General features: G+C 68.8%; 29 protein-coding genes and 3 pseudogenes. 16 read left to right on the top strand and 16 right to left on the bottom strand.

What is annotated here, in order from left to right; all coding sequences use genetic code 11:
- Positions 1–43 precede the first annotated feature (43 nt).
- A complete protein-coding gene (locus tag OG306_RS32835) occupies positions 44–787 on the top strand; it encodes a hypothetical protein (RefSeq protein WP_266749859.1) in 744 nt (247 codons plus the stop codon).
- Positions 788–829: 42 nt separating this feature from the next.
- Here OG306_RS32835 and OG306_RS32830 read toward each other — a convergent pair.
- The 3 genes and pseudogenes from OG306_RS32830 to OG306_RS32820 form a co-directional block, all read right to left on the bottom strand.
- Positions 830–1548 (bottom strand): annotated as a pseudogene (locus OG306_RS32830) (response regulator transcription factor).
- A gap of 66 nt (positions 1549–1614) precedes the next feature.
- Positions 1615–3279, bottom strand: a complete 1665-nt coding sequence (gene murJ, locus OG306_RS32825; RefSeq protein ID WP_327258560.1) for a murein biosynthesis integral membrane protein MurJ — start codon at positions 3277–3279, stop codon at positions 1615–1617.
- Positions 3276–4435 (bottom strand): annotated as a pseudogene (locus OG306_RS32820) (lipid II:glycine glycyltransferase FemX). The gene murJ and the pseudogene OG306_RS32820 overlap by 4 nt, the downstream one beginning before the upstream one ends.
- A gap of 224 nt (positions 4436–4659) precedes the next feature.
- Here OG306_RS32820 and OG306_RS32815 point away from each other — a divergent pair.
- Together OG306_RS32815 and OG306_RS32810 are read left to right on the top strand one after the other, a co-directional pair.
- Positions 4660–5874, top strand: coding sequence for a L,D-transpeptidase (locus OG306_RS32815; RefSeq protein ID WP_371665956.1), 1215 nt, complete (start codon positions 4660–4662; stop codon positions 5872–5874).
- A gap of 81 nt (positions 5875–5955) precedes the next feature.
- Positions 5956–6200 (top strand): annotated as a pseudogene (locus OG306_RS32810) (acyl esterase); the annotation flags it as partial.
- A gap of 59 nt (positions 6201–6259) precedes the next feature.
- Here the strand turns inward: OG306_RS32810 and OG306_RS32805 are convergent.
- From OG306_RS32805 to OG306_RS32785, 5 genes are all read right to left on the bottom strand, one after another.
- Positions 6260–7117 carry an amino acid ABC transporter permease gene (locus OG306_RS32805; RefSeq protein ID WP_371665955.1) on the bottom strand — a complete coding sequence of 286 codons (858 nt, stop codon included), beginning with the start codon at positions 7115–7117 and terminating at the stop codon, positions 6260–6262.
- Positions 7114–7758: an amino acid ABC transporter permease gene (locus OG306_RS32800; RefSeq protein WP_266749854.1), complete on the bottom strand. Its 645-nt coding sequence runs from the start codon at positions 7756–7758 to the stop codon at positions 7114–7116. The genes OG306_RS32805 and OG306_RS32800 overlap by 4 nt, the downstream gene beginning before the upstream one ends.
- Before the next feature lie 17 nt (positions 7759–7775).
- On the bottom strand, positions 7776–8687 hold the full coding sequence (locus OG306_RS32795) for a glutamate ABC transporter substrate-binding protein (RefSeq protein WP_266749852.1): 912 nt from the start codon (positions 8685–8687) through the stop codon (positions 7776–7778).
- Positions 8688–8700: 13 nt separating this feature from the next.
- Complete coding sequence (locus OG306_RS32790; protein ID WP_266749851.1) at positions 8701–9444, bottom strand: amino acid ABC transporter ATP-binding protein; 744 nt, start codon at positions 9442–9444, stop codon at positions 8701–8703.
- 123 nt (positions 9445–9567) lie between these two features.
- On the bottom strand, positions 9568–10008 hold the full coding sequence (locus OG306_RS32785; protein WP_266749849.1) for a DUF6278 family protein: 441 nt from the start codon (positions 10006–10008) through the stop codon (positions 9568–9570).
- Positions 10009–10474: 466 nt separating this feature from the next.
- Between OG306_RS32785 and OG306_RS32780 the strand changes: the two genes are divergently transcribed.
- From OG306_RS32780 to OG306_RS32740, 9 genes are all read left to right on the top strand, one after another.
- Entirely contained in the window at positions 10475–10708 is a 234-nt protein-coding gene (locus OG306_RS32780) for a helix-turn-helix domain-containing protein (RefSeq protein WP_266749848.1), read from the top strand.
- A gap of 536 nt (positions 10709–11244) precedes the next feature.
- On the top strand, positions 11245–12456 hold the full coding sequence (locus OG306_RS32775) for a helix-turn-helix domain-containing protein (protein ID WP_266904917.1): 1212 nt from the start codon (positions 11245–11247) through the stop codon (positions 12454–12456).
- Entirely contained in the window at positions 12453–13001 is a 549-nt protein-coding gene (locus OG306_RS32770; RefSeq protein ID WP_371665954.1) for a flavoprotein, read from the top strand. Before OG306_RS32775 ends, OG306_RS32770 begins: the two co-directional genes overlap by 4 nt.
- A 9-nt stretch (positions 13002–13010) precedes the next feature.
- Complete coding sequence (locus OG306_RS32765; protein ID WP_266749841.1) at positions 13011–13184, top strand: hypothetical protein; 174 nt, start codon at positions 13011–13013, stop codon at positions 13182–13184.
- Between the two features lie 77 nt (positions 13185–13261).
- Positions 13262–13468: a hypothetical protein gene (locus OG306_RS32760; RefSeq protein ID WP_266904919.1), complete on the top strand. Its 207-nt coding sequence runs from the start codon at positions 13262–13264 to the stop codon at positions 13466–13468.
- A 196-nt stretch (positions 13469–13664) separates the two neighbouring features.
- Positions 13665–14066 carry a hypothetical protein gene (locus OG306_RS32755; protein WP_266749840.1) on the top strand — a complete coding sequence of 134 codons (402 nt, stop codon included), beginning with the start codon at positions 13665–13667 and terminating at the stop codon, positions 14064–14066.
- 455 nt (positions 14067–14521) lie between these two features.
- Positions 14522–14698 (top strand): hypothetical protein, encoded by a 177-nt coding sequence (locus OG306_RS32750; protein ID WP_266749836.1) that lies wholly within the window; start codon positions 14522–14524, stop codon positions 14696–14698.
- A 460-nt stretch (positions 14699–15158) separates the two neighbouring features.
- Positions 15159–15515: a DUF6233 domain-containing protein gene (locus OG306_RS32745; protein WP_266749834.1), complete on the top strand. Its 357-nt coding sequence runs from the start codon at positions 15159–15161 to the stop codon at positions 15513–15515.
- A 26-nt stretch (positions 15516–15541) separates the two neighbouring features.
- Positions 15542–15751: a hypothetical protein gene (locus OG306_RS32740; protein ID WP_266749832.1), complete on the top strand. Its 210-nt coding sequence runs from the start codon at positions 15542–15544 to the stop codon at positions 15749–15751.
- 25 nt (positions 15752–15776) lie between these two features.
- Here the strand turns inward: OG306_RS32740 and OG306_RS32735 are convergent, their stop codons facing one another.
- Positions 15777–16286 carry a recombinase family protein gene (locus tag OG306_RS32735; RefSeq protein WP_266749831.1) on the bottom strand — a complete coding sequence of 170 codons (510 nt, stop codon included), beginning with the start codon at positions 16284–16286 and terminating at the stop codon, positions 15777–15779.
- Between the two features lie 19 nt (positions 16287–16305).
- Between OG306_RS32735 and OG306_RS32730 the strand changes: the two genes are divergently transcribed.
- Both OG306_RS32730 and OG306_RS32725 read left to right on the top strand, forming a co-directional pair.
- Positions 16306–16551: a hypothetical protein gene (locus tag OG306_RS32730; RefSeq protein WP_266749829.1), complete on the top strand. Its 246-nt coding sequence runs from the start codon at positions 16306–16308 to the stop codon at positions 16549–16551.
- A gap of 56 nt (positions 16552–16607) precedes the next feature.
- On the top strand, positions 16608–17207 hold the full coding sequence (locus OG306_RS32725; protein ID WP_266749827.1) for a hypothetical protein: 600 nt from the start codon (positions 16608–16610) through the stop codon (positions 17205–17207).
- 72 nt (positions 17208–17279) lie between these two features.
- On the opposite strand, the gene OG306_RS32720 is transcribed toward OG306_RS32725, so the two are convergent.
- The 5 genes from OG306_RS32720 to OG306_RS32700 form a co-directional block, all read right to left on the bottom strand.
- Positions 17280–17444 carry a hypothetical protein gene (locus tag OG306_RS32720; RefSeq protein ID WP_266749826.1) on the bottom strand — a complete coding sequence of 55 codons (165 nt, stop codon included), beginning with the start codon at positions 17442–17444 and terminating at the stop codon, positions 17280–17282.
- Complete coding sequence (locus OG306_RS32715; RefSeq protein WP_266749825.1) at positions 17437–18099, bottom strand: collagen-like protein; 663 nt, start codon at positions 18097–18099, stop codon at positions 17437–17439. The genes OG306_RS32720 and OG306_RS32715 overlap by 8 nt, the downstream gene beginning before the upstream one ends.
- A gap of 134 nt (positions 18100–18233) precedes the next feature.
- A complete protein-coding gene (locus tag OG306_RS32710) occupies positions 18234–18416 on the bottom strand; it encodes a hypothetical protein (protein ID WP_266749823.1) in 183 nt (60 codons plus the stop codon).
- Between the two features lie 39 nt (positions 18417–18455).
- A complete protein-coding gene (locus tag OG306_RS32705; RefSeq protein ID WP_266749822.1) occupies positions 18456–19199 on the bottom strand; it encodes a hypothetical protein in 744 nt (247 codons plus the stop codon).
- Positions 19199–19525 (bottom strand): hypothetical protein, encoded by a 327-nt coding sequence (locus tag OG306_RS32700; protein WP_266749821.1) that lies wholly within the window; start codon positions 19523–19525, stop codon positions 19199–19201. Before OG306_RS32700 ends, OG306_RS32705 begins: the two co-directional genes overlap by 1 nt.
- Positions 19526–19788: 263 nt before the next feature.
- Between OG306_RS32700 and OG306_RS32695 the strand changes: the two genes are divergently transcribed.
- Positions 19789–20445 carry a hypothetical protein gene (locus OG306_RS32695; protein WP_266904923.1) on the top strand — a complete coding sequence of 219 codons (657 nt, stop codon included), beginning with the start codon at positions 19789–19791 and terminating at the stop codon, positions 20443–20445.
- A gap of 575 nt (positions 20446–21020) precedes the next feature.
- Complete coding sequence (locus tag OG306_RS32690; RefSeq protein ID WP_266749817.1) at positions 21021–22217, top strand: Cmx/CmrA family chloramphenicol efflux MFS transporter; 1197 nt, start codon at positions 21021–21023, stop codon at positions 22215–22217.
- A 119-nt stretch (positions 22218–22336) separates the two neighbouring features.
- Here the strand turns inward: OG306_RS32690 and OG306_RS32685 are convergent, their stop codons facing one another.
- Both OG306_RS32685 and OG306_RS32680 read right to left on the bottom strand, forming a co-directional pair.
- Positions 22337–23116, bottom strand: a complete 780-nt coding sequence (locus OG306_RS32685) for an exodeoxyribonuclease III (protein ID WP_266749815.1) — start codon at positions 23114–23116, stop codon at positions 22337–22339.
- 48 nt (positions 23117–23164) lie between these two features.
- Complete coding sequence (locus tag OG306_RS32680) at positions 23165–23821, bottom strand: MBL fold metallo-hydrolase (protein WP_266749813.1); 657 nt, start codon at positions 23819–23821, stop codon at positions 23165–23167.
- Between the last annotated feature and the right edge of the window lies 1 nt (position 23822).

Below are 23822 nucleotides of genomic sequence, written 5' to 3'. Positions count from 1 at the left end.
CTCGTGAACCCGGGGCCGATCTCGCCCGCTAACATGCCCGCCCATGACTGACGACGTACGCAACATCGTGCTGGGCGTGATAGCCGCCGGCATCAGCGCCGCGCTGGGCTGGATCGCCCGCACCTACCTCTGGCGCCGCAAGCTCCGCCGCAAGCAGGCGTTCTTCGGATTGCCGGACAATTCCGAGTGCCTGCTCGTCGTCAACCGCGACGCAGGCGGCGACGGCGCCGTCCATCGGTACGACGTCTTCGCCCTCCTCGAGCTCTCGGCGCTGATCAAGGACTGTTCGGCACACGCGCAGATCCTGTCCCACGACATCGCGCAGCAGGGCTTCGGCGAGCGCACCGAATTCTGTGTCGGCGGACCGGGCTCCAACCGGCGGATGGCCGCCCATCTGCATTCCCTGCTGCCCGGTGTGCGGATCAACACCGATCCGGAGCCCGGTCCGGACCGGGGCGCCTTCCAGATCGGTTCGGAACGCTACCGGGCGGAGAAGGGCCTCGCCGAATACGTGCTGCTGGCAAGATTGACGGTCAGTCAGGATGCCCGTCCGGTCTTCCTGTTCTGTGGACAGCGGGCGATCACCAACCAGGCGGCCTCCCGATATCTGGCCCGCAACTACGAGAAGCTGTCCCGCAAGCACGGCAACAGCACCTTCTGCCTGCTGCTGAAGGTGGTCAACTCGCAGGCATACGGACCCGATGTGGTGGAACTCGTCGCCGATGTGACACGGTCCGCGCAGACCCCCGTACCGGCACCGCGCAACTCGCACCGGGCGACGGGCTGATCCCCGCACCCCCACGAAACATGCCACGGGGCCGGACGTTCGTCAGACGGAGTGGGCCGGCCCGATGACACCGTCGGTGCCGGTCACCTTCACCGCCGCTCTCCGGTCCGTGGTGCGGGCCTGCGCGGCCGTGCAGATCAGCTGCTGCCGGGCGACCTCGGAGAGTTCCGTGACGGCGGTGTTCACCCGGACCGACACACCGTCCGGCCACAGAGCCAGCCTCAACACGGCTCGAATGTGCGGAAGTTCGGTACGGAGGCCCGCCTCGGCCTCGGCCTGGGTGGGCCCGCCGAAGAGCATGGCGACCGCCTTGTCGGAGCCACGCCACACGTGCCCCGGACCCGAGGAGTCGCCTTCCACCGGCAGGGCAAACGCCCGTGCGACGGTGCGCCCCGCGGGCTCGGCGAGCCTGCGCAGGACGGCCCGGATCCTGGCCTCGATCACTTCGGTACGGGCGGGCTTGACGATGTAGTCGTCGGCGCCGGCCTCCAGCCCGACGACCACGTCGAAGTCGTCGCCGCGCGCGGTGAGCATGATGATCGGCAGCTGGCTGGTCTCCCGTATGCGGCGGCAGATCTGCACCCGTTCACTCCGGGGAGCATCAGATCGAGCAGCACCAGATCGGGCCGGAACTCGCCCAGCGCGGCCAGCCCCTCCTCACCGGTCTCGACGCCCCGCAGCTCGTGCCCGCGCCGTCGCAGGCCCAGCTCGACCCCTTCGCGTACGGACGGGTCGTCTTCGATCAGCAACACGCGAGGCATGGCAGCAGTATCCCAGCGATCAAGGAATGGATTCGAACCGGTGAGCGGGCCCTGGGGCCGGCCGGCTCACGCCCGCCGCAGCCGCCCCCGGCCCGCCGCGATCACGGCGCTGATCTCCCGCAGCCGGAGCGGCCGGGCCAGCAGCGCCACCGTGAGCAGGAGGACGACGGCCCCCGCCCCCACCGCTGCGAAGTCCCCGTACCCGGAGCAGGCGCGGGCGGCCAGGTACCCCAGCAGCCCGGCGGGCACACTCGCCACCACCAGCCGGACCTGCGCCCACAAGCCGGGCGACCGCAGCAGTGCGGGCCGGGCGGCGCCGCTGCCGGAGATCCTGCGGTGCAGCACGTACGCGGTGACGCCGAAGCCCACGAACAGCGCTACGGAGTACGCCCCGGCCATCCCCGTCACGGCCCAGCGGACCGGCAGCAGCAGATACGCGGCGACGCAGAGCCCGGCGTTGAGCGCGGCAATCACCAGGTTGAGGAGGAACGGGGTGCGGGTGTCGCTCATCGCGTAGAACGCGCGGGAGAGCACGTACTGCCCGGAGTAGGCGATCAGTCCGGGCGCGAACGCCATCATCATCCCCGCCATCACCGTGATGTCCGCGCCGCCCGTGCGCCCGTATCCGTACACGGCCCCGATCACCCACGGTGCCAGCGCGAACAGCACGGCCACCGCGGGCACCACGACCGCGGCCGAGGTACGCAGGGCGTACGAGACATCGCGTCGCACCCCCGCCAGGTCGTCGTCGGCCGCCGCCCGGCTCATCCGGGGCATCAGCGCGGTGACGAGCGAGACGGTCACGATGCCGTGCGGCACCACCCACAGCTGATAGGCGTAGCTGTACGCGGTGTAGCCCACACCGCCCGGCACATGCTGTTCGACGGCGTGCTGACCGGTGGCGGTGGAGAGCCGGGTGACCACCCAGTAGGCGATCTGGTTGGTCAGCACGAGCATGACGAGCCAGCCGGCCGCGCGCAGCGGCCGGGTGAGTCCGCTGCCCCGCCAGTCGAACCGCGGCCGCCAGCGGAACTTCGCGGCGCGCAGTGCGGGCACCAGGGCAAGGGTCTGCACGGCGATCCCGGCGGTGGTCCCCCAGCCGAGCCACTGGGCCTGCGCCGGGGTCAACGTCCCGTCGGAGCCTGCCGCGACGGCCAGATAGATCCCGAACACCGCGATGATCACCACGTTGTTGAGGACGGGGGTCCACATCATCGCGCCGAACCGGTCGCGGGCGTTGAGCACTTGGCCGAGCAGCGTGAACAGTCCGTAGAAGAGGATCTGCGGCAGACAGTAGCGGGCCAGGGCGATGGTGAGTTCGGCCTGTGCGCCGTGGTAGTCGGGGGCGTAGACCGAGACGATCCACGGTGCGCCGACGACCGTGATCGCGGTGAGGGCGAGGAGCCCGATCGTGCAGAGGGTGAGCAGCCGGTCGGTGTACGCGGCTCCGCCGTCGGCGTGGTTCCTGGCGGCCCGTACGAGTTCCGGGACGAAGACGGCGTTGAGCCCACCGCCGATGAGCAGCGTGTAGAGGATGTTGGGCACGGTGTTGGCGACGGTGTACCCGTCCGCCTGGAGTCCGGTGCCGAGCGCGGCGACGACGACGGCCGAGCGTACGAAGCCGGTCGCCCGGGAGACGATGGAGCCGGACGCCATGACCGCGCCGCTGCGCAGCACCGAGCCGGACGTGCGCCCTGCGGCCTTCGCGGGGGTCTCCTCGGTGGCCGTCATCGGCGGGCCAGATATACCTGGAATGCCCGGTACAAGGTGTTGTTGGCGGCTCCGCCCACCGATGTCTCCCACTCTCCGAGGGTCTCGATGACCTGACCACCTGTGCCGAGCTTCCAGCGCAGCAACCCGAAGGGGCGGTCGTCGGGGTCAAGGGTGGAGGTTACCCCGCGCATGTCGTGCATATCGGCACCGAGCCCATGGGCGTCGAGCATCATCTTCCACTGCAGCGCATTGCTGGGCCGGACCTCGCGCCGGTGGTCGGCGGAGGCACCGGTCCGGTACCAGACCCGCCGACCGGTGCTGATCACGGTGTGGGCGGCCAGGATCTCGCCCTGGTGGACGGCGAGGTAGAGCCTCATCCGGCCGGGGTGCTCGGCGTTGAGTACGGCGTACTGCTGCTGGAAATAGGCGAGGGAGCGGCCGAGCCGGAAGCCGTCGCGCTCCTCGGTGATCCGCAGCAGAAGGTGGAATTCAGGGAGTTCGGCCGCGCCGCCGATGACGATCCGCACCCCGGCCTTCTGCGGACATTGCGGCGCCACTCCTGGTTGAGCCCCGACCATAGCTCGTCGGGGGTCCGTCCGGCGAGCGGCACTTGGAAGACGTAGCGCGGCTGCGCGTCGGCGTCCTCTCCCCCGTCGCCGCCGCAACGGCGCCGGCCGCGGGTCCGGAGCCGATCGGCGACGGCCGTACCGAGCGGATCCACCTCGGTCGCGAGTACGTCGCCGACCTTGCGGCCGGGGCCGGTGGCGGCTTTGAGACGGACGGTGTCCCAGCGGCGGTGCGCCGGTGAGGGGCCGATCCGTACGGCGAAGGCTCCGGACTTGCGCAGGTGCGCCACGGGCGGCCGCAGCCACCGGTCGAGGCCGGGATCGGCCCAGTCGGCGACCGGACCTCGTGGCAGATACGCGAAGTACTTGTGGGTACCGGGGAATTGCCGGCAGAGCACCGGCGCGGCTCCGGTCAGTTCGCCGGAGTCGCCGTGCCGGCCGACCATTTCGGAGGCCCATTGGTCCTTCACCGGGGCCCAGGACGGATATTGCAGAAAGCTCGCGTCCGCACGGGTGGAGACGAAGGCCCGGTGCTCGACGGCGGTCAGGCCGCGTATCCGCAGCTCGTGGTCATGGCCGCGGTCTCCGGTCGCGCGCAGCGCTGACATGTTCGTGGCCCTCCCTGGTCCGCCCCGCTGTCGGTTCCGAGGGCTGCACGGGATGCTCACGGCGGTCCATGACGAAGCCGAGCGGCGCATGTGACCGAATGATGACCGTTGCGCTGCGACCCATGTCACACAGAGGATTTCCCGGCTTTTGGTTGATTTGTGGAACCTGTCGTCGGGTGCATGCCTCTCCACTGGTGAGAAGCAAGGCCTTGGAGGTATTTCCGTTGTTCTCCGCACCTCGGCGCATACGCCGTACCGCCCCGCTCGTCCGCCCGGTCCGGCTCACCCTGATCGCCGGTACCGCGGTGCTCGGCGCCACGCTCACCGCCTGTTCCGGCGCCTCGGCGTCGGGCTCGGACAAGGGGGCGGCCGGGGTCGCACCGGCGCACGACACCAAGATCTCGGTGAACCTCCAGGGCACCCGTGCCACCCCCGGGAAGCCGGTGAAGGTGACCCTCGGTGCCGGAAAGCTGAAGGCGGTCACGGTGAGCGCAGCCGAGGGGGACGCGCTCACCGGCCGAATATCCGCCGACGGCAGGACCTGGACGTCGGACCGGCCCGCCGCACCCGGCACCACGTACGGCGTCGAGGCGAAGGACACCGAGGGCGGCAGCGACAAGGCCCGCTTCACCACCGCCGGGGCCGACAAGGTCAACAAGCTGACACTGGCGCCCGGCAAGAACACCACGGTCGGCATCGCCCAGCCCTTGTCGATCGTCTTCGACAACCCGGTGAAGGACCGGGCCGCGGTCGAGAAGGCCCTGAAGGTCTCCACCTCGAACAACACCGAGGGCTCCTGGGGCTGGCTGCAGGACTACTCCGGCAGGGACCGCGTCGACTGGCGCCCCAAGGAGTACTGGAAGTCCGGTACGAAGGTCACGCTCGACGCCGACCTCAACGGCATCGACTCCGGCCCGTCCGGCGGCTGGTTCGTCCGCGACTACCGGACCACCTTCACCATCGGCACCAACCAGGTGGTGAAGGTCGACCTCGACCGTCACCGGCTGGCGCTGAAGCGGGACGGGAAGACCGTCATGGACGTGCCCATGTCCGCCGGCACCCCGGGCGGCGAGAAGGCGTCCTGGCGCGGCACGGCCGCGCTGATGGCCAAGGAGGGCACGATCAACATGCGCTCCGAGACGGTCGGTCTCGGCGACGCCTACGACAAGATGGTCGACTCGTCGATGCGGCTGACCTGGTCGGGGATGTACGCCCACGCGGCGCCGTGGAACGCCGCCTACTTCGGGGTGGCCAACCACAGTTCGGGCTGTGTCGGCATGAGCGACGTCAACGCCGGCGCGCTGTACCAGCAGGTGCGGGTCGGCGACCCGTTCGAGATCACCGGCGCCGATGCCAAGGGCACGGTCGCGGAGGGCAACGGGTACGGGGCGTGGAACGTGGCCTGGTTCGACTGGCAGGCGAAGAGCGCACTGAAGTGACCCGCTGACCCCCGTCGCGCCGGCGGCAACCGCCGCAGAAGAGCGGCCCTCCGCCGTACATCTCCACGACGAAGGGCCGCTCTCGGCACGCTGGTCAGTAACGCCCCCTATACCTTCCGCGGACGGACGCCGGGCCCGGCCGTTCCCCCGCGGACCCGGAGCTGTTCTCCGCCGCCCGTGGTGTCCCGGCCGGCCGCCGGCCCGCCCTGGTGATCGACACGCTCGACCCGCTGGACGCCGAGCGCAGCCCGGCCGGCTCGCAGCTGACCTTCTCCTCGCCCTCGGCGGACCCGTCGTACGGGACCACCGCATCGCGCGAGAAGTGATCACCGGCTGCTGCCGGACGGGCACTGCTCCTCAAAGGCCGCTTCGCAGCGGGTCCCGGCTACTGCACTCCCGGCAGCAGCGTTCCTGGTTCGGCCGGTGCGACCTCCACGGCCTTCGTCTTCGGATTGCGCCGCTCCTGCTTGGCCACCCAGGTCGCGAACCAGGAGAGCAGCATGCACATCCCGATGTAGATCGGCGAGATCACCATCACCACGGGGATGAAGGGAAGATCGTAGTCGAGGTTGGACGCGATGAGCTTGCCTGCGTGGAGGAATTCCTCGTAGGTGATCAGGTAGCCGAGCGAGGTGTCCTTCAACGCGACCACCAGCTGGCTGATGATCGTCGGCAGCATGGCGCGCACCGCCTGCGGGGCCAGTACGAACGTGGTGACCTGCGTCTTGCGCATCCCGAGGGCGTACGCGGCCTCGCGCTGGCCGCGCTCCACCGAGTTGATCCCGGTGCGGAACACCTCGGCGAGCACCGAGCCGTTGTAGAGCGTCAGGCCGGTGACCAGCGCGGGCAGGGGCTGCACCTTCAGGGCCACGAAGATGAAGAAGATCATCACCAGTACGGGCATGGCCCGGAAGAACTCGACCAGAAGCGTCGAGAGCCGGCGCACGGCCTGGTGGTCGGAGAGCCGGCCGACGGCGAGCACCGCCCCGAGCACGAGGGAGAACACCGCGGCGAGCGCGAATGCCTTGAGGGTGTTGCCCAGTCCGCGCAGCAGCAGCTCCTGGATCCCCTTGTATGCGAAGGGCGTCCATTTGGCGCCGGCGAACTGTCCGGTGTCGACGAGCAGATAGACGATCCAGCCCAACAGGGCGAGGATCAGGGCCGTCGACACGAACCCGTACAGGCGGTGGCGCTTGCGGGTGACGGGGCCCGGGATGTCGTAGAGCGCGGTGCGGGTGGTCATCGGGCGACTCCCCAGCGCTTCTCCATCACGTTGAAGAGCGCACTGATGGACAGGGTGATGATCAGGTAGCCGACGGCGATCCAGACGAAGGTCCAGATGATGCTGTAGCCCAGCTCGTTGAGGGTCTTGTAGGTGCCGAGCAGCTCGGTCACGCTGAAGGCCCCGGCGATCGCCGAGTTCTTGGCGAGGGCGATCAGCGTCGACCCGATCGGCGGGATCACCGTACGGAATGCCTGTGGCAGCACGATGCTGTTCAGCGTCTGACCGAACGTCATGCCGAGGCTGCGGGCCGCCTCGCCCTGCCCCCTCGGCACCGTGTTGATGCCGGAGCGCAGTGCCTCACAGATGAACGCGGAGGTGTAGCAGCCGAGCGCGAGGACCGCGAAGACCTTGAACGGAAGAATCAGTCCGAAGCGCGGCAGTCCGAGCAGGACGGCGAAGAAGAGCAGCGTCAGCGGGGTGTTGCGCAGCACCGTGACCCAGACCGTGCCGAGCACCCGGAGCGAGCCGACGGGTGCCACCCGGCAGGAGGCCATGACGAAGCCGAGGAGCAGGGCCAGGATCGAGGAGTAGACGGTCAGCTCGACCGTGCCGAGGAAGCCCTTGCCGTAGAGCGAGAAGTTCTCTGTGAGTACGTCCATGGTCGATGCCCGCCCTCTCAGGTCGCCGGGTAGCGGTCGATGGGCGGCGGGGTCGGCGCGGGCGCTCCGGACAGACCGAGTGTCGCCTCGAACGCCTTCTTCCAGTTGCCGTTCTTCTGGTTGGCCTCCAGGGCGTCGTCGAGGGCGAACCGCAAGACGTTGTCGCTGCGCGGGACACCGATTCCGTACGGCTCCTCGGAGAAGGGCTTGCCCACCACCTTCATCTCCCCGGGCGCCTTCGCGGCGAAGCCCAGCAGGATCGCGTCATCGGTGGTCACGGCGTCGACCTGGTAGGTGAGCAGGTTGTCGACGCAGATCGAGTACGTGTCGTAGGAGACCAGGATCGCCTTCGGGTAGTCGGCGGCGATGCGCTGGTACGGGGTCGAACCCGCCGCCGAGCAGACCGTCCTGCCGTCCAGGTCCTGCGGTCCGTTGATGTCGTGCTCGTCGGTGCGGACGAGCAGCGACTGCCCGGCCATGAAGTAGGGCCCGGCGAAGCCGACGAGCCTCTTGCGCAGGGCGTTGATGGTGTAGGTGCCGACGTAGTAGTCGATCTGGCCGTTCTGCAGTGCAGTCTCGCGGTTGGCGGAGGCGATGGTCCGGAAGCGGATCGTCTTCGGGTCGAAGCCGAGCGAGGCCGCCAGCATCTTGGCGATCTCGATGTCGAAGCCGGAGTAGACGCCGGTGGCCGGGTCCTTCTCTCCGAGGTAGGGCTGGTCCTCCTTGGCCCCGACCCGCAGGTATCCGCGCTTCTTCGCCTTCGTCCAGGTCGGTGATCCGGGCAGCCGGAAGGCGGTGTCGACCTTGTACACGGGCAGTTGTTCGGGCTTCGGACCCTTCACTGGCGGGCTGCCCTCCTTGCCGCATCCGGCGACGAGGACGGCGAGCAGAAGAGCGGCGCAGGCGGCCAGAACTTTTCTCGTACGCAACGCGGAGCCCCCGTCAGTGCTTCAGGATCTTGGACAGGAAGTCCTTGGCGCGGTCGCTCTCCGGGGCGGTGAAGAACGCCTCGGGAGTGCGGTCCTCGATGACGCGCCCGTCGGCCATGAAGATCACGCGGTTGGCGGCGGAGCGGGCGAAGCCCATCTCGTGCGTGACGACGACCATGGTCATGCCGTCCCGGGCGAGTTGCTGCATGACCTCCAGCACCTCGTTGATCATTTCCGGGTCGAGTGCCGAGGTCGGCTCGTCGAAGAGGAGCGCCTTGGGGTCCATGGCGAGGGCGCGGGCGATGGCCACGCGCTGCTGCTGGCCGCCGGAGAGCTGGGCGGGGAACTTGTCGGCCTGCGAGGCGAGTCCGACCCGCTCCAGCAGCTCCCGCGAACGCCGGTCGGCCTCGTCCTTCTTCCGCTTGCGGACCTTGAGCTGGGCGAGCGAGACGTTGTCCAGCACGGTCTTGTGCGCGAACAGGTTGAACGACTGGAAGACCATGCCCACTTCGGCCCGGAGCTCGGCCAGCCCCTTGCCCTCCTCGGGGAGAGGTCTGCCGTCGATCGCGATGTGCCCGGACTCGATCGTCTCAAGCCGGTTGATGGTCCGGCAGAGCGTCGACTTGCCGGAGCCCGAGGGGCCGATGACCACCACCACCTCCCCGCGACCGACGGTGAGATTGATGTCCCGCAGTACGTGCAACTGTCCGTAGAACTTGTTGACGTCCCGCAGCTCGATCAAAGGATCGACGGCCATACCCTGCCCCACCCACTTGTCGCTATGTCGAGGTCAGCGCAAACTATCCAGCGCGAAAAGGGACTTCGCCTACGACACGCACAAATGGGGCATAAGGCGTCTTATTTGGTTTTAGTGAGAGTCCTACCCCTCGGCCGATTCCGAGTACACCTGCGAGAGCTCGGGGCTGCCCGCCATCGCCCAGTCCAGCCCGGCCTCGACCACATCGATCTCCCGCCCCGAGGCCAGCCGCACCACGGGCTGCCCGCTCGGCCAGATGTTCCAGACCGCACCAGGGACATTGCGCACCAGAACCGTGCCGAGGTAGAGCCCCGCGTCGTTGCCCAGCCAGGGCAGCTCCTCGGGATCGTCGCGCCAGCGCGGCGGCAACTGGTCGAGAGCCGCCAACGAGTCCGGGGTGTCGTCGAGTTCGAGCCCCCGTTGCCCTGCCCGGACACGCAGCAGCTCGCATTCGGCAAGCAGCTCGGCCACGCCCTCGGGATCGGCCGCGACGGCGGCGGCGAGCCCCGCCCCTCGCGTACCGTCGTGACGCTTACGCCAGTTGTCCAAGAAAGGGATGTTCATGATCGATTCCCCTTTGGTGCGTTGCCGCTGAATACAGCCCCGGCCTGGGCGGCATCACACACAGACGGCGTCGAGTAGCTAGCCCCAGTTAGCGTCAGTTCGCTCACGTTCACCATGATCATCTCCCACTCGACTCCCACTGGGCCCCCATAGCGTCAACTTGGCGAAGTGCGAACATCAGCCCACCATGACACAAAACCGGCCCCGGGTCGCTGCACCTTGGGGGGTGTGGACTGCGACCCGAGACCGGCAATGTGCCCAACGACGGAGATCGTTTCTCGTTGGTTGCCTATTCGAGTGAACAAACGTTCGAATCTGCGACAGTACTGGTAGTCCTGCGGCATATACCAGGAGGCCACAGGGAGGCTTCAGCCCACCCACCGGCAAATATGGCGATCATCCGTGATCAAAAAATGCCGGAAAGTAGCTGCTGACGTGTGATCTTGCAGGTCACAGCGTTTGTCGAGTGCCTGCCGACCTGCCGCCCTGGATCCTCGAACGCCGCCGCACCCTCGGCGACCGCATCCGCGACCGGCGCATGCACCAAAACCTCACCCAGGAGCAGCTCGCCCACCGGGCCGAGATCTCTCGCGACACGATCCAGCGCATCGAAGGCGCCCAAAACGACGCACGAATCAGCCGCCTATGGCGCATCGCCGCAGCTCTCGACACCACCGTCGCCTCGCTCCTTGGTGAGTAGAAGCCCCGTCTATGGCGCCTTCCCCTGGCAGCACGGCCCTGCCCACACCTCGGTATCGAGGATGTGCGCGCCGAGCTGGCCACGGATGATCCCTGCGCTGACCGCGCCGGTAGTGAGGGGCTTCTTGCACCAGATGCAGGCGCGGCCGGCGGACTGGTCCCACGTCAGTGTTCGCAGGTCGGGGAGGGGGCGGGATTCTGGGCCCTCAACTAAGGCCGTCATGGCGTCTGCTCGGCTTCCCGAACGGCGCAGGCGGCGGCGTCCGAGCAGGCCCGCGGGAACCAGCTGTACGCGGCGCCTCCATCAGGCCGGGCCCGCTTCTCACCGAGGTCCATGTCCTCGCCGACGGTGAGAGGCGCCCTGCACCAGACACAGGACCATCCGCGCTGCTGCTGCTCCGTCAGGTCACTGACTGGCGGTAAGTCCCTCACTGTCATAGCGTCCCCGGCTCTCGTTGATCTGCTGTGACTGCAAGGTAGGACGGGGTACAACGAGGGTGGGCACGCAAAGTGCGTGCCCTGTTCGGGGAGTGCTCCATGGAGACTGGGCGTATCGGCCGACGCATCGCCTGCTGGCGAGAGCGGCGCGGCTTCACACAAGCGGACTTCGGTCGGCTGATGGGGCAAACCCGCAGGTGGGTGCAGGATCTGGAGGGCGGGCAGCGTCAGCAGGACCCACGCTTATCAGTGTTGGTGCGCGCGGCCGAAGTCCTGCGCATCCCCCTGGAGCAGCTACTGATGGACGGGCCTCCTGAGCCGCCCCCGGCGACCACGCCACCAGTCGAGGCGCTTGCCGTCATTGACGTCCTGTACCGCAACGACGAGGACGGGGATCCCCCGCCGCTTGCGGAGCTGCGACGCAGGCTGACCTACTGCTGCGAGGCGTTCCAGGCCTGCCACTACGGGGCGCTCGGCCGAGACCTTCCCACACTGATCGTCAGGTCAAGGCAGTCCGCCGCGCGCGCCGGCGCTGAGGCCAGCGAGGCTCACGCCCTGCTGTCGCGCGTTCTGCAGCTGACCGCGTCCTTCCTTCACAAGTACGGTCCGGCAACAGCCGTGCAGGCCGCTGTGGTTGCCGACCGAGCCCTGGCTGCGGCCGAACGCTCCGGTGATGCGGTGGCGATCGGTGCGGCGTCGAGGCGGGTCGCGAAGTCGCTCACGTACCAGCAGCAGCCGCGCGCGGCCGTGGACTTCGCCATAGGGGCGGCGCGGCGCCTGTCCATGGAGCTGGAGGCGAGCGGGCCGCTGGGGCTGTCGACGCTCGGCATGCTGTACCTGAACGCGGCGATCGCAGCCGCATCCGTGGACCGGTCGACGGCCGCAGTGCGCCAGGCCAGTGAGCACGTGGACCAGGCTGCAGAGGTAGCTGACCAGCAGGGTGCCGACCTCGACGAGGACTACACGATGTTCGGGCCGACGAACGTCGGGTTGCACCGAGTGGATGTGCTCACCAAGTTCGAGGACGGGTGGTCAGCGATCGAAGCCGCGGACGGGCTGAACGGCGAAGCGCTGTACGGGCTGTCGAAGGAGCGGCAGGCGCAGCACCTCATCACGATGGCACGCGCTCAGCTCTTGACACGGCGGAAGGAAACCGCTGCCGAGTCGCTGATCGAAGCGGCGCGGCTGGCCCCGGAAGAGGTCATTGGCCGACAGTCCACGGTCGACCTCGTCGCCGACGTGGTCGGAGCGACCCCGGTTCCCGGCGGGGACTTGCGCCGCCTGGCCGCGCGATGTGGACTCCCCGCATGACGAAGCGAGTTCTCTACCTCATCGCCTGCGCGGCCGGCCCGACCCAGTACATCGACGAGGGTGTCCGGCAGGCGCAGACCCGCGGCTGGGACACCTGCCTGATCCTGACGCCGGCCGCTGCGACCTGGTGGGAGCCGCGAATGGCCGAGCTTGAGAAGCTGACCGGGCACCCGGTGAGGTCTCGGCACAAGCTCCCCTGGGAGAAAGACGCGCTGCCAAAGGCCGACGCCATGCTCGTCGCCCCGCTCAGCTGCACCAGCCTGAACAAGTGGGGCAACGGCATCGCCGACACTTTGGCTCTTGGGCTGGTATCCGAGGGCGTACACATGGGCGTGCCGGTGGTTGCAATGCCGTACTTCAATCAGGCACAGGGCGCTCAGCTGGCCGTAGCCCGTAGCATCGCTGACCTCCGCAGCCAGGGCGTGCTCTTCCTCGACGGCCCGGGCGGGTACGAGTCTCATCCGCCGAAGCAAGGCAATCCTGCTGGCTTCCCGTGGCATCTCGCCCTCGACGCGGTCGGCACCGTTGTCAGTCCCTCGCCGTAGCCTGTTCCCATGTCGATCACCCCTTCGCCTACCACCCCTGTGCGCTCCCCCGCCGCGGTGAACGCGGACATCCGCGCGCTGTGGACGGCTGGCCCGCTGTCGCCGGAGGGTGAGGCGGAGTATCAGCGGCTGCTGGTGGAGTGGGAAGCCGCGGTCCGGGCGGATGTCGTCGCGGCAGCCTGACCTGCGCGGCTTCGGTCGATTGTCAGCGGCGCCGCTTACGATCCGGCCGTGGCAATCGATATCCCTGAGATCTGATCATGCTGGAACGTTCCGCCGTTGAGGAGCAGCGCAAGGCCCTCGCCGAGCCGTACACGGAGGAGGGGTGGGCGCCGTGGCGTGAGGCGGCCGCGAAGTTCCAGGCCGCCGTGACCGCACATGCTGAAGCGGCCGGGGTGTCCCGGTTCGAGCTGGAGATGGCCGTGAAGAAGGCCGTCCTGCATCCGGAGCCGGAAAGCGACGGCTGACGCGCGTCCGCCCCTCCCCCGGGCGCTGTTCCGGGTGAGGGGCGGTCTCGTAGCTGCGCCCAGCCATAGGCGCGAATGTGATGAGTCCACGGTACTGGGGCGGTATGACAACCGAGCCGGGCAGCAGGTGGCACCTGCACAACCGTTCGCCTGCTCCACGTGTCACACCCTGCACGCCTACATTCGGAGTGCCATCGTGAGACCCGCCGCTGTCCTGCTCGCCGCCGCCGCGCTGCTCGCCCTGACCGCATGCTCGACCGAGCAGGCAGATGTGAACAAGGCAGAACCGAGCAGCAGCGCCCCAGCCGATACCGGCAAAAGCAGCACCGCAGAGAAGGCGGCAGGCATCCCGGATGCGCCGACCGGAGCCGACCGGGCCGCGTACCTTGCCGCGATCAAGGCCGTGGACCCGCGGATCGCCGAGGACGAGGAGAAGGCCATCGACGCCGGGCGCAACCAGTGCTCTTCGCTCGCCGGCGGGGGCGCCAAGGTGGATTGGCTCGCGGCGCAGCGCTTCGGGAACGACGCCCGGCCGCTCACGGACGCCCAGGGCAAGCAGCTGAATACCGCGCTGCGGGAGACGCTGTGTCCTGAGTGACGTTGCCCTATGCAACCCAGGTAGCCCCGCCGACGGGCTGACAGCGGGGCCAAGGCCAGCGTGACAGCCATAGTCGACAGTGCGGGCCGTATCAGCGGTCCGCGTTTGGCCAGGACTTCAGCACCCGCCCACCATCCACCTCGTTGGTGAGCGTGATTCGGGTGTCATCGACGCCACCGCGCTCGCCGATCCACCGCGTGTACTTCCGCTCGGCCGTCGCCAGGTCGGGCCACCAGCCGTGCATGACGGGCCGGGCCCGATCGACAGGGCCAGGTGATAGCGGTCCACGGCGACAGACTACGACGTCCTCCATTCGGCCCGTACTGGTTGCAGTGGTGTGGAGGTGGGGGTGGGCTGTCAGTGCGCCTAGCGATGACCACGGGCGCCATGAGGGGCGTCCCCCGCCGAACACGTGGGGCCAGCCCCCGCCGACCTACAAGCAACTTGGAGAGTCCATGCAGTTCAAGCAGGGCGATCGTGTGGAGTACCGGACCCAGCAGGATGAGCAGGCGCAGGGCAAGATCGAGCGTGCCGAGGGCAGCGGGCAGCAGGCTAGCTACACCATCAAGAACGAGCGGAACAAGATGACAGAGCAGGTACCCGAGAACCGGATCGAGCGGAAGCTGCAGTAACGGCCCTGCCGACGCAGCCGCCGTTGCACCGAACGAAAGTGCAACGGCGGCTGCGCATGTTTCACCCATGGACAGGGCAACTGCGACTCGTCGGCCACGATGGTCAGGGCGACGCCCGCCTCCCGTAGCACGGCCAGCGTGTCCGCCAGCGGTGCGCGGGGGCCGCCGCGCGGTGTGGTGGCGCGGAAGCAGGGCATGCAGCGGTCCAGCCACCGGCGGCCATACCCAGGCGTGTCGACGACCCCGGTCGCTCTCGCGGGCTCACCACAGCGCGCGCAAGGATGGCTGCCGTCGAGCCGCCCGGCGCCTGCGCCCCGGCGCGGTGCCCATGATGGGGCCGGATCCAGCTCCGATGGGTCCACGCCGAGAGTCCGCAGCAGGTCAGCGTCGTTCATGCGGCTCCTCTCATCGGCTTCCGTGCGGTGCGCTGCCATGCTGGCACGGCAATAGACTCGAACTCATGTACGACCTTCCGCCTGATCTGCCACGCCTCCGCACCCTGGAGACGTACCTCGGCATGCTGCTGGCCGAGGTGCAGCAGCAGATCGCCACAGTCGAGCAGCGGGGCGAGCAGCAGAGCAAGGAGCCGCGGGACCGCGAGCAGCCGAGCAAGGCGCCGCGCCGCCCGCCCACTCCGGACTGGGGCATCGTTGACGCCGGCGCCGGTTCGCCGACCACTGAGGTCCACCGCGGCGACTGCTGGGCTGCCGGAAAGAAGCTGCGACCCATCAGTCGGGAGCGGGCCGTCGCCGAGCTCGCCGACGGGGCCACAGCCTGCGAGGTGTGCCGGCCGGACACCGTGCTCGACGCGCCGTGAGAAGCAGCGCGGCGCACCCTGAAGACATGAGCGCCCCGATAGTCGTCGACGGCCTGTCCCGTACCGGTGGGCGGAGGGTCACCATCAACGGGGAGATTTCCGGGCTCGCCCACGACGACCACGACCTCGTCGAGTTCCTGCGGCGAGCCGGACTCGACGATGCCTGGGACCTCCTCGACGACCCGCACTGGATCGAATGGCGCGGCGGGCGGGCGCACCGGTACGAAGCGGCGTGACCGGCAGCTGACCCGTCACTTCTAGTCACTGCTCGGCGTCGTGGGCCTGTAGCGCCTGGGAGATGGCCCCGATGCTGGGGTTCTTCCCCTTGTTCGCACCCTCGGCGATCCGCAAATGCGGCTGAATCTGCCGAATCGTGAAGCCGCGGCCCCGGAGGGCGGCCGCTTGGACGGTCAGCGCTTCGGTCATGACGGGCTTGCGCCCGCCAACGCGTCCACGCTTGCGGGCGGCCTCGAGGCCATTCTTCGTCTTCCTCACGATGTCTCGGCGGCGGTCCTCAGCCAGGGCCAGGGCCAAGTCGAGGATGAGGGAGCGTTCTGTGTGCTCGCCGGCGGCGATGCCTTCGAGCACCTTGACGGCGATGCCTCGCTCGAAGAGGTCGTTGAGGACGATCAGCCCCTCGAGGAGGGTGCGACCAAGGCGGTCGACTTCCTGCACGCAGAGCATGTCGCCTTCGCGCACGTACTCGACTGCGGCCATGAGTGTGGGCCGCTCCTCGGTGCTGAGCTTGCCACTAAACCCCGTGGCCGCCATGCACCCTTACGGTGTCGCCATGTTGAGGAAGCTGTTGAAGAAGATAGCCATCAAGGGCATCGACGAGGCCGCGGCAGAAGCGTGGGAGCGGGGAGACGCCGCGTTCACGAACCGGTTCCACCCGTCGCCCTCCCCGCGCAATCGGGACGCCGACGTGGCAGCAGCCATCGGACGCGTGGAGGCGCTCGGCTGGAAGCTCCACAGCCGGACGCTCGAAGGATCCGGGCTCGAGCGGTGCTGGAACCTGCTGTTCATCCGTCCTTGACGGGCCTTCGCTAACCATCGAGTGGTTGTCTGTCCCTCCGGCTACGCTCCCGTCGCATGGCTCTCGACTGGACCGACACGATCAGCACTACGGCAGCAGCTCTCAGCGCCATTGCCGCTGGCGGCGCATGGTGGGCTGCACAACGCTCCTCATCGACCGCTCGCATGCTCACCGCTATTGAGCGCGACCGGCGCCACGAAGACCTCACACCTGACATCAGGCTGTCCCTCACAGGACGGTTCGGTGATCGAGGAAGCATCACAGTGCACCTCGCCGGGCCAGACAGCTTGGGAGACCTCACCTCGGTGGCACTAGAGATCATCGACGACGACATGGATCATCGAGTGTTAAACCCGACCCCAAGCCTTACCCAGGCAGACGTCGATGCTCACGTTTGGGGTCCGTTTCGATTCGCGCCAGGCATCGATGGAGCCGACCAGTTGGGGCGTCGCGTGGCACCCGTGCCACGCGAGATGGGGCGGGGCCGCCCTTTCGCTGTAGAACGCACAAGGCCGGGCCACTGGATGGAAGGCATGGTCGCCGAGGGATGGCAGGGGCGCTACGACGGGATTCCTATTCGATTGCGCATAACGTGCCGACGTGGAGACCAGGTGTGGGTTCTAGCCCGGGAGATGGACAACCCGCCGATCCAGTGAGCCAGTCAACGGCATCTCGCGTCCCAGACGCCAAGATGTCCCCGCCGCCCAGAAGGGCAGCGGGGACATCTGTCACTCGGGTTCGTCGACGGCCGGCGGGATGTCGGGCTCGATGAACAGCCCGGCGTACTGCGGCACCGGCTGCTCCTCGACGAGTCCGAGGTCGACGAGCGTCCCCATGTCGGCGGCGCTGTCGTCGATGCGCCGCTGCACCTGCCGCGGCGGAATGTCAGCCATCAAGTCTCCTGTAAATCGAGGTTGCCGCCAGGGCACCGAGGCCGAGAAGGCTGCGGGACTGGTCCGGCGTCGAATTGGCGGCGCCAGTACGGCGGCATACCAGGGCATCCGGATCATCCGGCGGCACCTGGAGACTGTAGCCGTCCGGGCAGACCTGCCCGTTCTTGCCGTCGCGCCCGTCCGTGCCGTTCTTGCCGTCGGTGCCCGGTGGACCGGCGGGACCGGTGTCGCCCTTCGGGCCAGCCGGACCTACGACAGATTGCCCGTCCGTACCCGGGGCCCCCGTGGGGCCTGGTGTGCCGACGCCAGCAGCGCCGTCCTTCCCGTCCGCTCCGGGGCTGCCACTCGGGCCCACAGGGCCAGTGGGACCGATCGGGCCAGGAGCGCCTTGGTCGCCCTGTGGCCCGGGTGGACCGACGACGGAGGCCCCGGGCTGGCCGCGGCTGCCGGGCGGGCCGGCCACCGGGGACTCCCCCAGCCGCTCGACCTGCTGAGCCAGGGCGTCGCGCGTCTCGTTCGCGGTGCGGAGGTCGTGGCCCATCTGCTGCATCGTCACCACGACCCAGCCCAGGATGAACACCGCCAGCAGCACGCCCACGGCGAACCAGATATCAGTGCGGCGCCGGGCCTTTCCGGGCGACGCGTGGGTACTCACGAACCAGCCCCCCTCGTCGACAGGTACACCTGCAGCAGGACCAGGAGCACGGGCACGATGAGGCCGGTCAGGATGAGTCGGCGATCCGCCGCACGGTGGGCGATAGCGGCCCGCTGGTCAGCTTCCCGCTGACGCTACTCTTCACGCCGGGCTTCTTCGATCGCCCGGATCCGCTCAAGGATGTCCTTGATCTCCTTGTCGCGGGCGGCCTGCTCCAGTTGGTATCTCTCCATGGAGACGCGGCTGTCGAGGCGAGCAGCGAGATTCTGGAGGTCCTCTTTGACGTCGGCGAACCCAACCTCGACCCGCCGGTTCACCTCGCCGAGAGTCGGGTCATCGGATACGTGCTACTCCACTTACGTCAGGCGCTGGTCGGGCGGCGCGGGCTGTGCTTGGTTGCCCACCCGGACACGAACGTGGTCGCGGTCGGGATGAGGGCGAGGACGAACGGCGCCGCACCGTCCGGGAGCCAGCCGACGAGACGGGCATCGTCCTGGACCGCAGCGAGGGCCGCGAGGAGCCCGGTCGACGCGAGGTACGCGGCTACCGATGCGGCGGTGACCTTCTTCTCCACAGGAGCGGCGCGCTGGTGACGCAGGCGCGTTCATCGAGTCGGCGATCTGGAAGATCTGGTTCACACCGGTGTCGGTGTTGACCAGCCCCAACTGGACCGATGCCGGGTCCAGATAGAGCCACCCGCCGATCCGACGGTTCACGTCCGACGTCTGGAGGCGGGCCGTGACACAGTTGTTGTTCGCGCCGTCTTCGGTCTGCCCGGCGAAGGTGACCCACCGCCAGTCGACTGCGCCATTGTCGCCGAACGGGCCGCTGGACAGGTTGAATCCGGGACGGCCAGGGCTGCCTGTCGCATTCAGGGCGGCCATTTCGGCGCCGTTCGGGTCCCTGAAGTAGACGATGGGCAAGTCGTTGCCGGGATCCATCACGATGTCCCAGCCGCCCTCACTGGCGTAGGTCGTCTTCCCGTTCGTGACCGTGGTGTACGCGGCCCTCTTCGCTGCCCGGAGCTCACGCTGCAGCGCGGCGATCTTCCGCGAGATGGTGGTCATGTCCGGCGGCAGCTGGTCGAGGTGGCGAGGCATCAGTCGTCCTCCAGAAAGATTGGCGAGACCGTGTCTGCGTCCAGGTCGAGTTGCCAGGCCCAGCAGCGGGCTGCGGTGGAGGCGCCCTGTGGGTGCCGGGGCGAGCGGGCGACGCGGACGCTGTCACCGAGCCCGAAATCACGGCCGAGGCGGGGGGCCTGGGATGCGACGGCGTCCACGGTCCAGACGGTTGCCCCGGTGCGCATCGTGGCCAGGTCCTCGCGGGCGTGCGCGGTCAGCTGTCCCGGGTCGGTCAGGCCGTCGGCGGGTGTGTAGCGGTGCTCCCACAGGCAGTATCCGGCCGCGATCAGATCGTTTGCGGTCATCAGGCCCGACTTCAGGCGCGACGCGCCCTCACCATCGCCATACGCGCGCACTTGCGTGGCCCCTTTGCCTTCTTCGTAAGACTCGGTGAGCGTGTAGCTGGAGATGCAGCCCGGCATGTCGAAGACAGGCTCGGGGTTCGAGGTCACCGTTCCGACCTGCGGCCGTACCGAATCGGCAGTACGAACCCGGACCGCCCTGGGGCCCAGGCAACGTCAACCGTCCACTCGGGGCCGCCGCCAGCCGTCATCTCCTGACGCCGGGCATGCGGCCGGCCGAGCTGTACGGCCTCACCCGGGAGTACTGCTACCCGACTTGGCCCGGGTCGGATCTGAGGGCTGACCCCGACGAGGCGGAGCGCTATGCCGAGGACATGGGCCGGTACGGCAAGGGCGAGGACCTGATGCCAGCGATCCGGGTGGAGCGCCAAGTCCAGTACGAGGGCGGCGGGTTGCAGTTCTTCCCGCCGAAGTACGAGTCCTTCAGGACCCTGGTGGTGCCGCCGTTCCTCGACGAGATGCTGGAGCGGCTCCTGAAGGAGCACGACTCCCGGTGGGTGTTCCCGTCGATCGGTGGGGGCAACTTGCGCTCGGCGAACTTCGACCACAAGTACTGGCGCCCGATCGCCGACGGAGCGACGGAGGACGAGGGGCCGCGTCGGCCTGGTGAGCGCCTGGCCCTGCCGGAGGTGTCTGCGTTCCAGGGAAAGCGCCTGTACCTGATCCGGCACGGAGCGAAGGCGTGGCTGGATGAGGATGGGCACAGCCGTTTCGCAGTGGAGTCGCGCATGGGTCACGAGGTGCCGGGAGTTGAGGGCGTGTACTCAAGCGTGACGGTTCCGATGGAGCGTGCCATCATGAAGACGCTGCAGGAGCGGTGGGAGTCGGTGCAGGACCGCATGGGAGATGCCGTATGGAGCTAACTCCCACTTAACTCCCACTTCTGGTCTGGCAGACCGGGTATTTGCAGGTCAGACCTCATCTCATGCGTTCAAGTGGAACGTGAAAGGGATGTTCATACCACTCAGGGTCGCATCCCGGGCGTGTTACGCACCACAGGGCGCGCGGTCTGTCGTTCGAGTGCTGAACCGGACGCGGCCCGGTCCGGATGTTCCGGCTGCCGCCACCGCTCCGGCGGAAAAGGGGTGGAGGCGAGGGCGGCCGGGCTGATAGCTTCGCGATCGTGTCCAGCCCCGAGTCCGACAGAGACTAGCCACCGGTCCGCCGGTGGCTGATCCGCTGTCGCGTCGATCCCGCCCGGTCGTGTACCGGTGAAGGAACCGCTTCCGCCCGGCTGCCGCCGCAGGATCACCTAGGTGTGGGCTGCGCATTCCCCGTATGCGCCGGCGTGCAGATTCTCCGGCCCGGCGCCTGCCGAGTTGTCGAGTCCCGTCCATGAACACCCCGGACGTTTCGCCGTGTTGCCGCCCCTCCTGACGGGCGGGCGCGGCCCACACCCCCTGCATGGTCCATCCAACGCCGTCCATGGGGTTCCTTCATGCCTTTTGCCGTGTACGCACTCGGGCTCGCCGTCTTCGCCCAGGGCACATCCGAGTTCATGCTGTCCGGTCTGGTCACGGACATCGCCGCCGACCTCCACGTATCGATTCCGGCCGCCGGGCTGCTGACCTCGGCCTTCGCGATCGGGATGGTCGTCGGGGCGCCGCTGATGGCGCTCTTCAGCCGTAACTGGCCGCGCCGCCGCGCCCTGTTGTTCTTCCTCTGTGTCTTCAGCGCCGTCCATGTCGTCGGCGCACTCACCCCCGGCTACGGGGTGCTCCTGGCGACGCGGGTCGCCGGGGCGCTGGCGAATGCCGGTTTCTGGGCCGTGGCCCTGGTGACCGCGGTCTCCATGGTGGGGCCCGAGGCCCGGGCACGCGCCACGTCCGTGGTCGTCGGGGGCGTCACCATCGCCTGCGTGGCCGGAGTGCCCGCCGGTGCGGCGCTGGGTGGGCAGTGGGGGTGGCGGTCGGCGTTCTGGGCCGTGGCGCTGGTCTCCGTACCGGCCGTCGTCGTGATCGCCAGGACGATTCCGGGGACCCGGCCGAAGGCCGCCCCGGCGCGCGCCCGCGTCGAGCTGCGGGCCCTGGCCCGTCCGCGACTGCTGCTCACGCTGCTGACGAGCGCCCTCGTGCAGGGCGCGACCTTCTGTGCGTTCTCCTACGTCGAACCGCTCGCCACCCGGGTCACCGGACTCGATGCCGGCTGGGTGCCCGTTCTGCTCGCACTGTTCGGCCTGGGCTCGTTCGTCGGGGTCACCGTCGCCGGCCGGGTCGTCGACGCACGGCCCCGCGCATTCACCGCGGCCGGTCTGGTCGCGCTCACCGTCGGCTGGACCGGGCTCGCGCTGAGCGCGGGGAACCCGTTCGCGACGGTCGCGCTCGTCGCGGTCCAGGGGATGCTCGCGTTCGGCACCGGGACGGCGCTGATCTCGTGGGTGTTCCGGCTGGCGGCCGACGCGCCGACCCTGTCCGGCTCGTTCGCCACATCCGCGTTCAATGTGGGCGGCGCGCTCGGCCCCTGGTTCGGCGGACTCGCGATCGGTGCGGGATTCGGCTTCCGCTCACCACTGTGGGTGAGTGTGCTGCTGATGGTTCTGGCGCTGGGCACCGCCTGGGCGTCGCTGGGCATGCGCCGGGCCGCCGGCCGGCGGAGCCCGGACCGCGTTCCCGCGGTCCGGGAGCAGAGTGGATGAAGCCCCGCCCGGCGCTGAACGGGCGGGGCTGTCCTGGTCACAGCAAGCAGCCAGCAAGCGGGATAAGGACATCGACCACGGTATCGGCGACCACTGACAACGACGGCTCGCCCGAGGCGTCAGACGTCGAGATCCACGACCACCGGGGCATGGTCGGACGCACCCTTGCCCTTGCGCTCCTCGCGGTCCACGTAGCTGTCCGTGACCGCCGCGGCGAAGGGCGCGTTACCGTAGACGAGGTCGATCCGCATGCCCTTGTTCTTCGGGAAGCGCAGCTCCCGGTAGTCCCAGAAGGTGTACGGGCGGTCGTACTTGAGCGGGCGCGGCATGACGTCGGACAGCCCCTCCCGGCGCAGTGCGGCGAGGGCCGCGCGCTCGGCGGGGGTGACATGGGTGGCGCCCTCGAAGAGCGCCGGATCCCAGACGTCCTCATCGGTCGGCGCCACGTTGAAGTCGCCCAGGACCGCGAACGGCCGCGGGCCCGCGGCGTCCGCCGCGACGGCCTTCTGCAGGGCCTCGAACCAGCGCAGCTTGTACGCGTAGTGCGGGTGCTCGATCTCGCGCCCGTTGGGCACGTACACCGACCAGACGCGGACCGGACCGCAGGTCGCGGAGATCGCCCGGGGCTCCTGCGCGCCCTCGTACTCGGGGCCGCCGGGCAGGCCCTCGACGACGTCGGACAGGCCGGCCCGGGAGACCAGCGCGACCCCGTTCCACCGGCCCGTGGCGTGGACCGCGGACTCGTAGCCGAGCTCGCGGAGCGCGTCCGCCGGGAACTGTTCGGCGGCGCACTTGGTCTCCTGGATGCACAGCACATCCGTGCCGGAGCTCTCCAGCCAGGCCAGCAGTCTCGGGAGCCGGGCGGTGATCGAATTGACGTTCCAGGTGGCGATGCGCATGTACGTAAACCTAGCCGCTGCCACTGACAGCCGCCGGACCGGCCGGGGTCACAGGCCGGTCGAGTCCCCCGGGGCCAGACGGCCGTGGTCGGTGCCGCCGAGACTGCCGATCTGGTTGTCGTAGATCGGGCGGGCCAGGTCGGTGAGGAGCGCGTCGTGGATGTCGATGGCGCGGCGCGGCTTGACCTCGCGTACGTAGTCGATGACCTCGGAGATCTTGTTCCAGGGGGCCATCACCGGAAGCATCAGGGTGTCGACCGGCCGGTCGGGGACGGTGAGCGCGTCGCCCGGGTGGAAGAGCGAACCGTCCACCAGGAAGCCGATGTTGGTGATCCGCGGGATGTCCGGGTGGATCACCGCGTGCAGTTCGCCGTGCACCTGTACGTCGAAGCCCGCCGCGGAGAAGGTGTCGCCGTGCCCGACGGTGTGGACGCGGCCGGGGAAGGCCGCGGACAGCCGGTCGGCGACGCTGCGCAGGGTCCAGATCTCGGCGGCCGGGTTGGCCTCCAGGCCGGCGCGCAGCCGCCCCTCGTCGAAGTGGTCGGGGTGCTCGTGCGTCACCAGGATCGCGTCGGCGCCGACGGCGGCGTCCTGCTCCGAGAAGGCGCCCGGGTCGATGACGAGTGTCCGCCCGTCCTTCTCCAGACGGATGCAGGAGTGCGTCTTCTTGGTCAGTGTCAGGTGCATGGGGTTCGCAGCGTTCATG

It is taken from the genome of Streptomyces sp. NBC_01241 (assembly GCF_041435435.1).
GTDB lineage: Bacteria > Actinomycetota > Actinomycetes > Streptomycetales > Streptomycetaceae > Streptomyces.
This window is presented reverse-complemented; position numbering and strand designations above follow the sequence as displayed.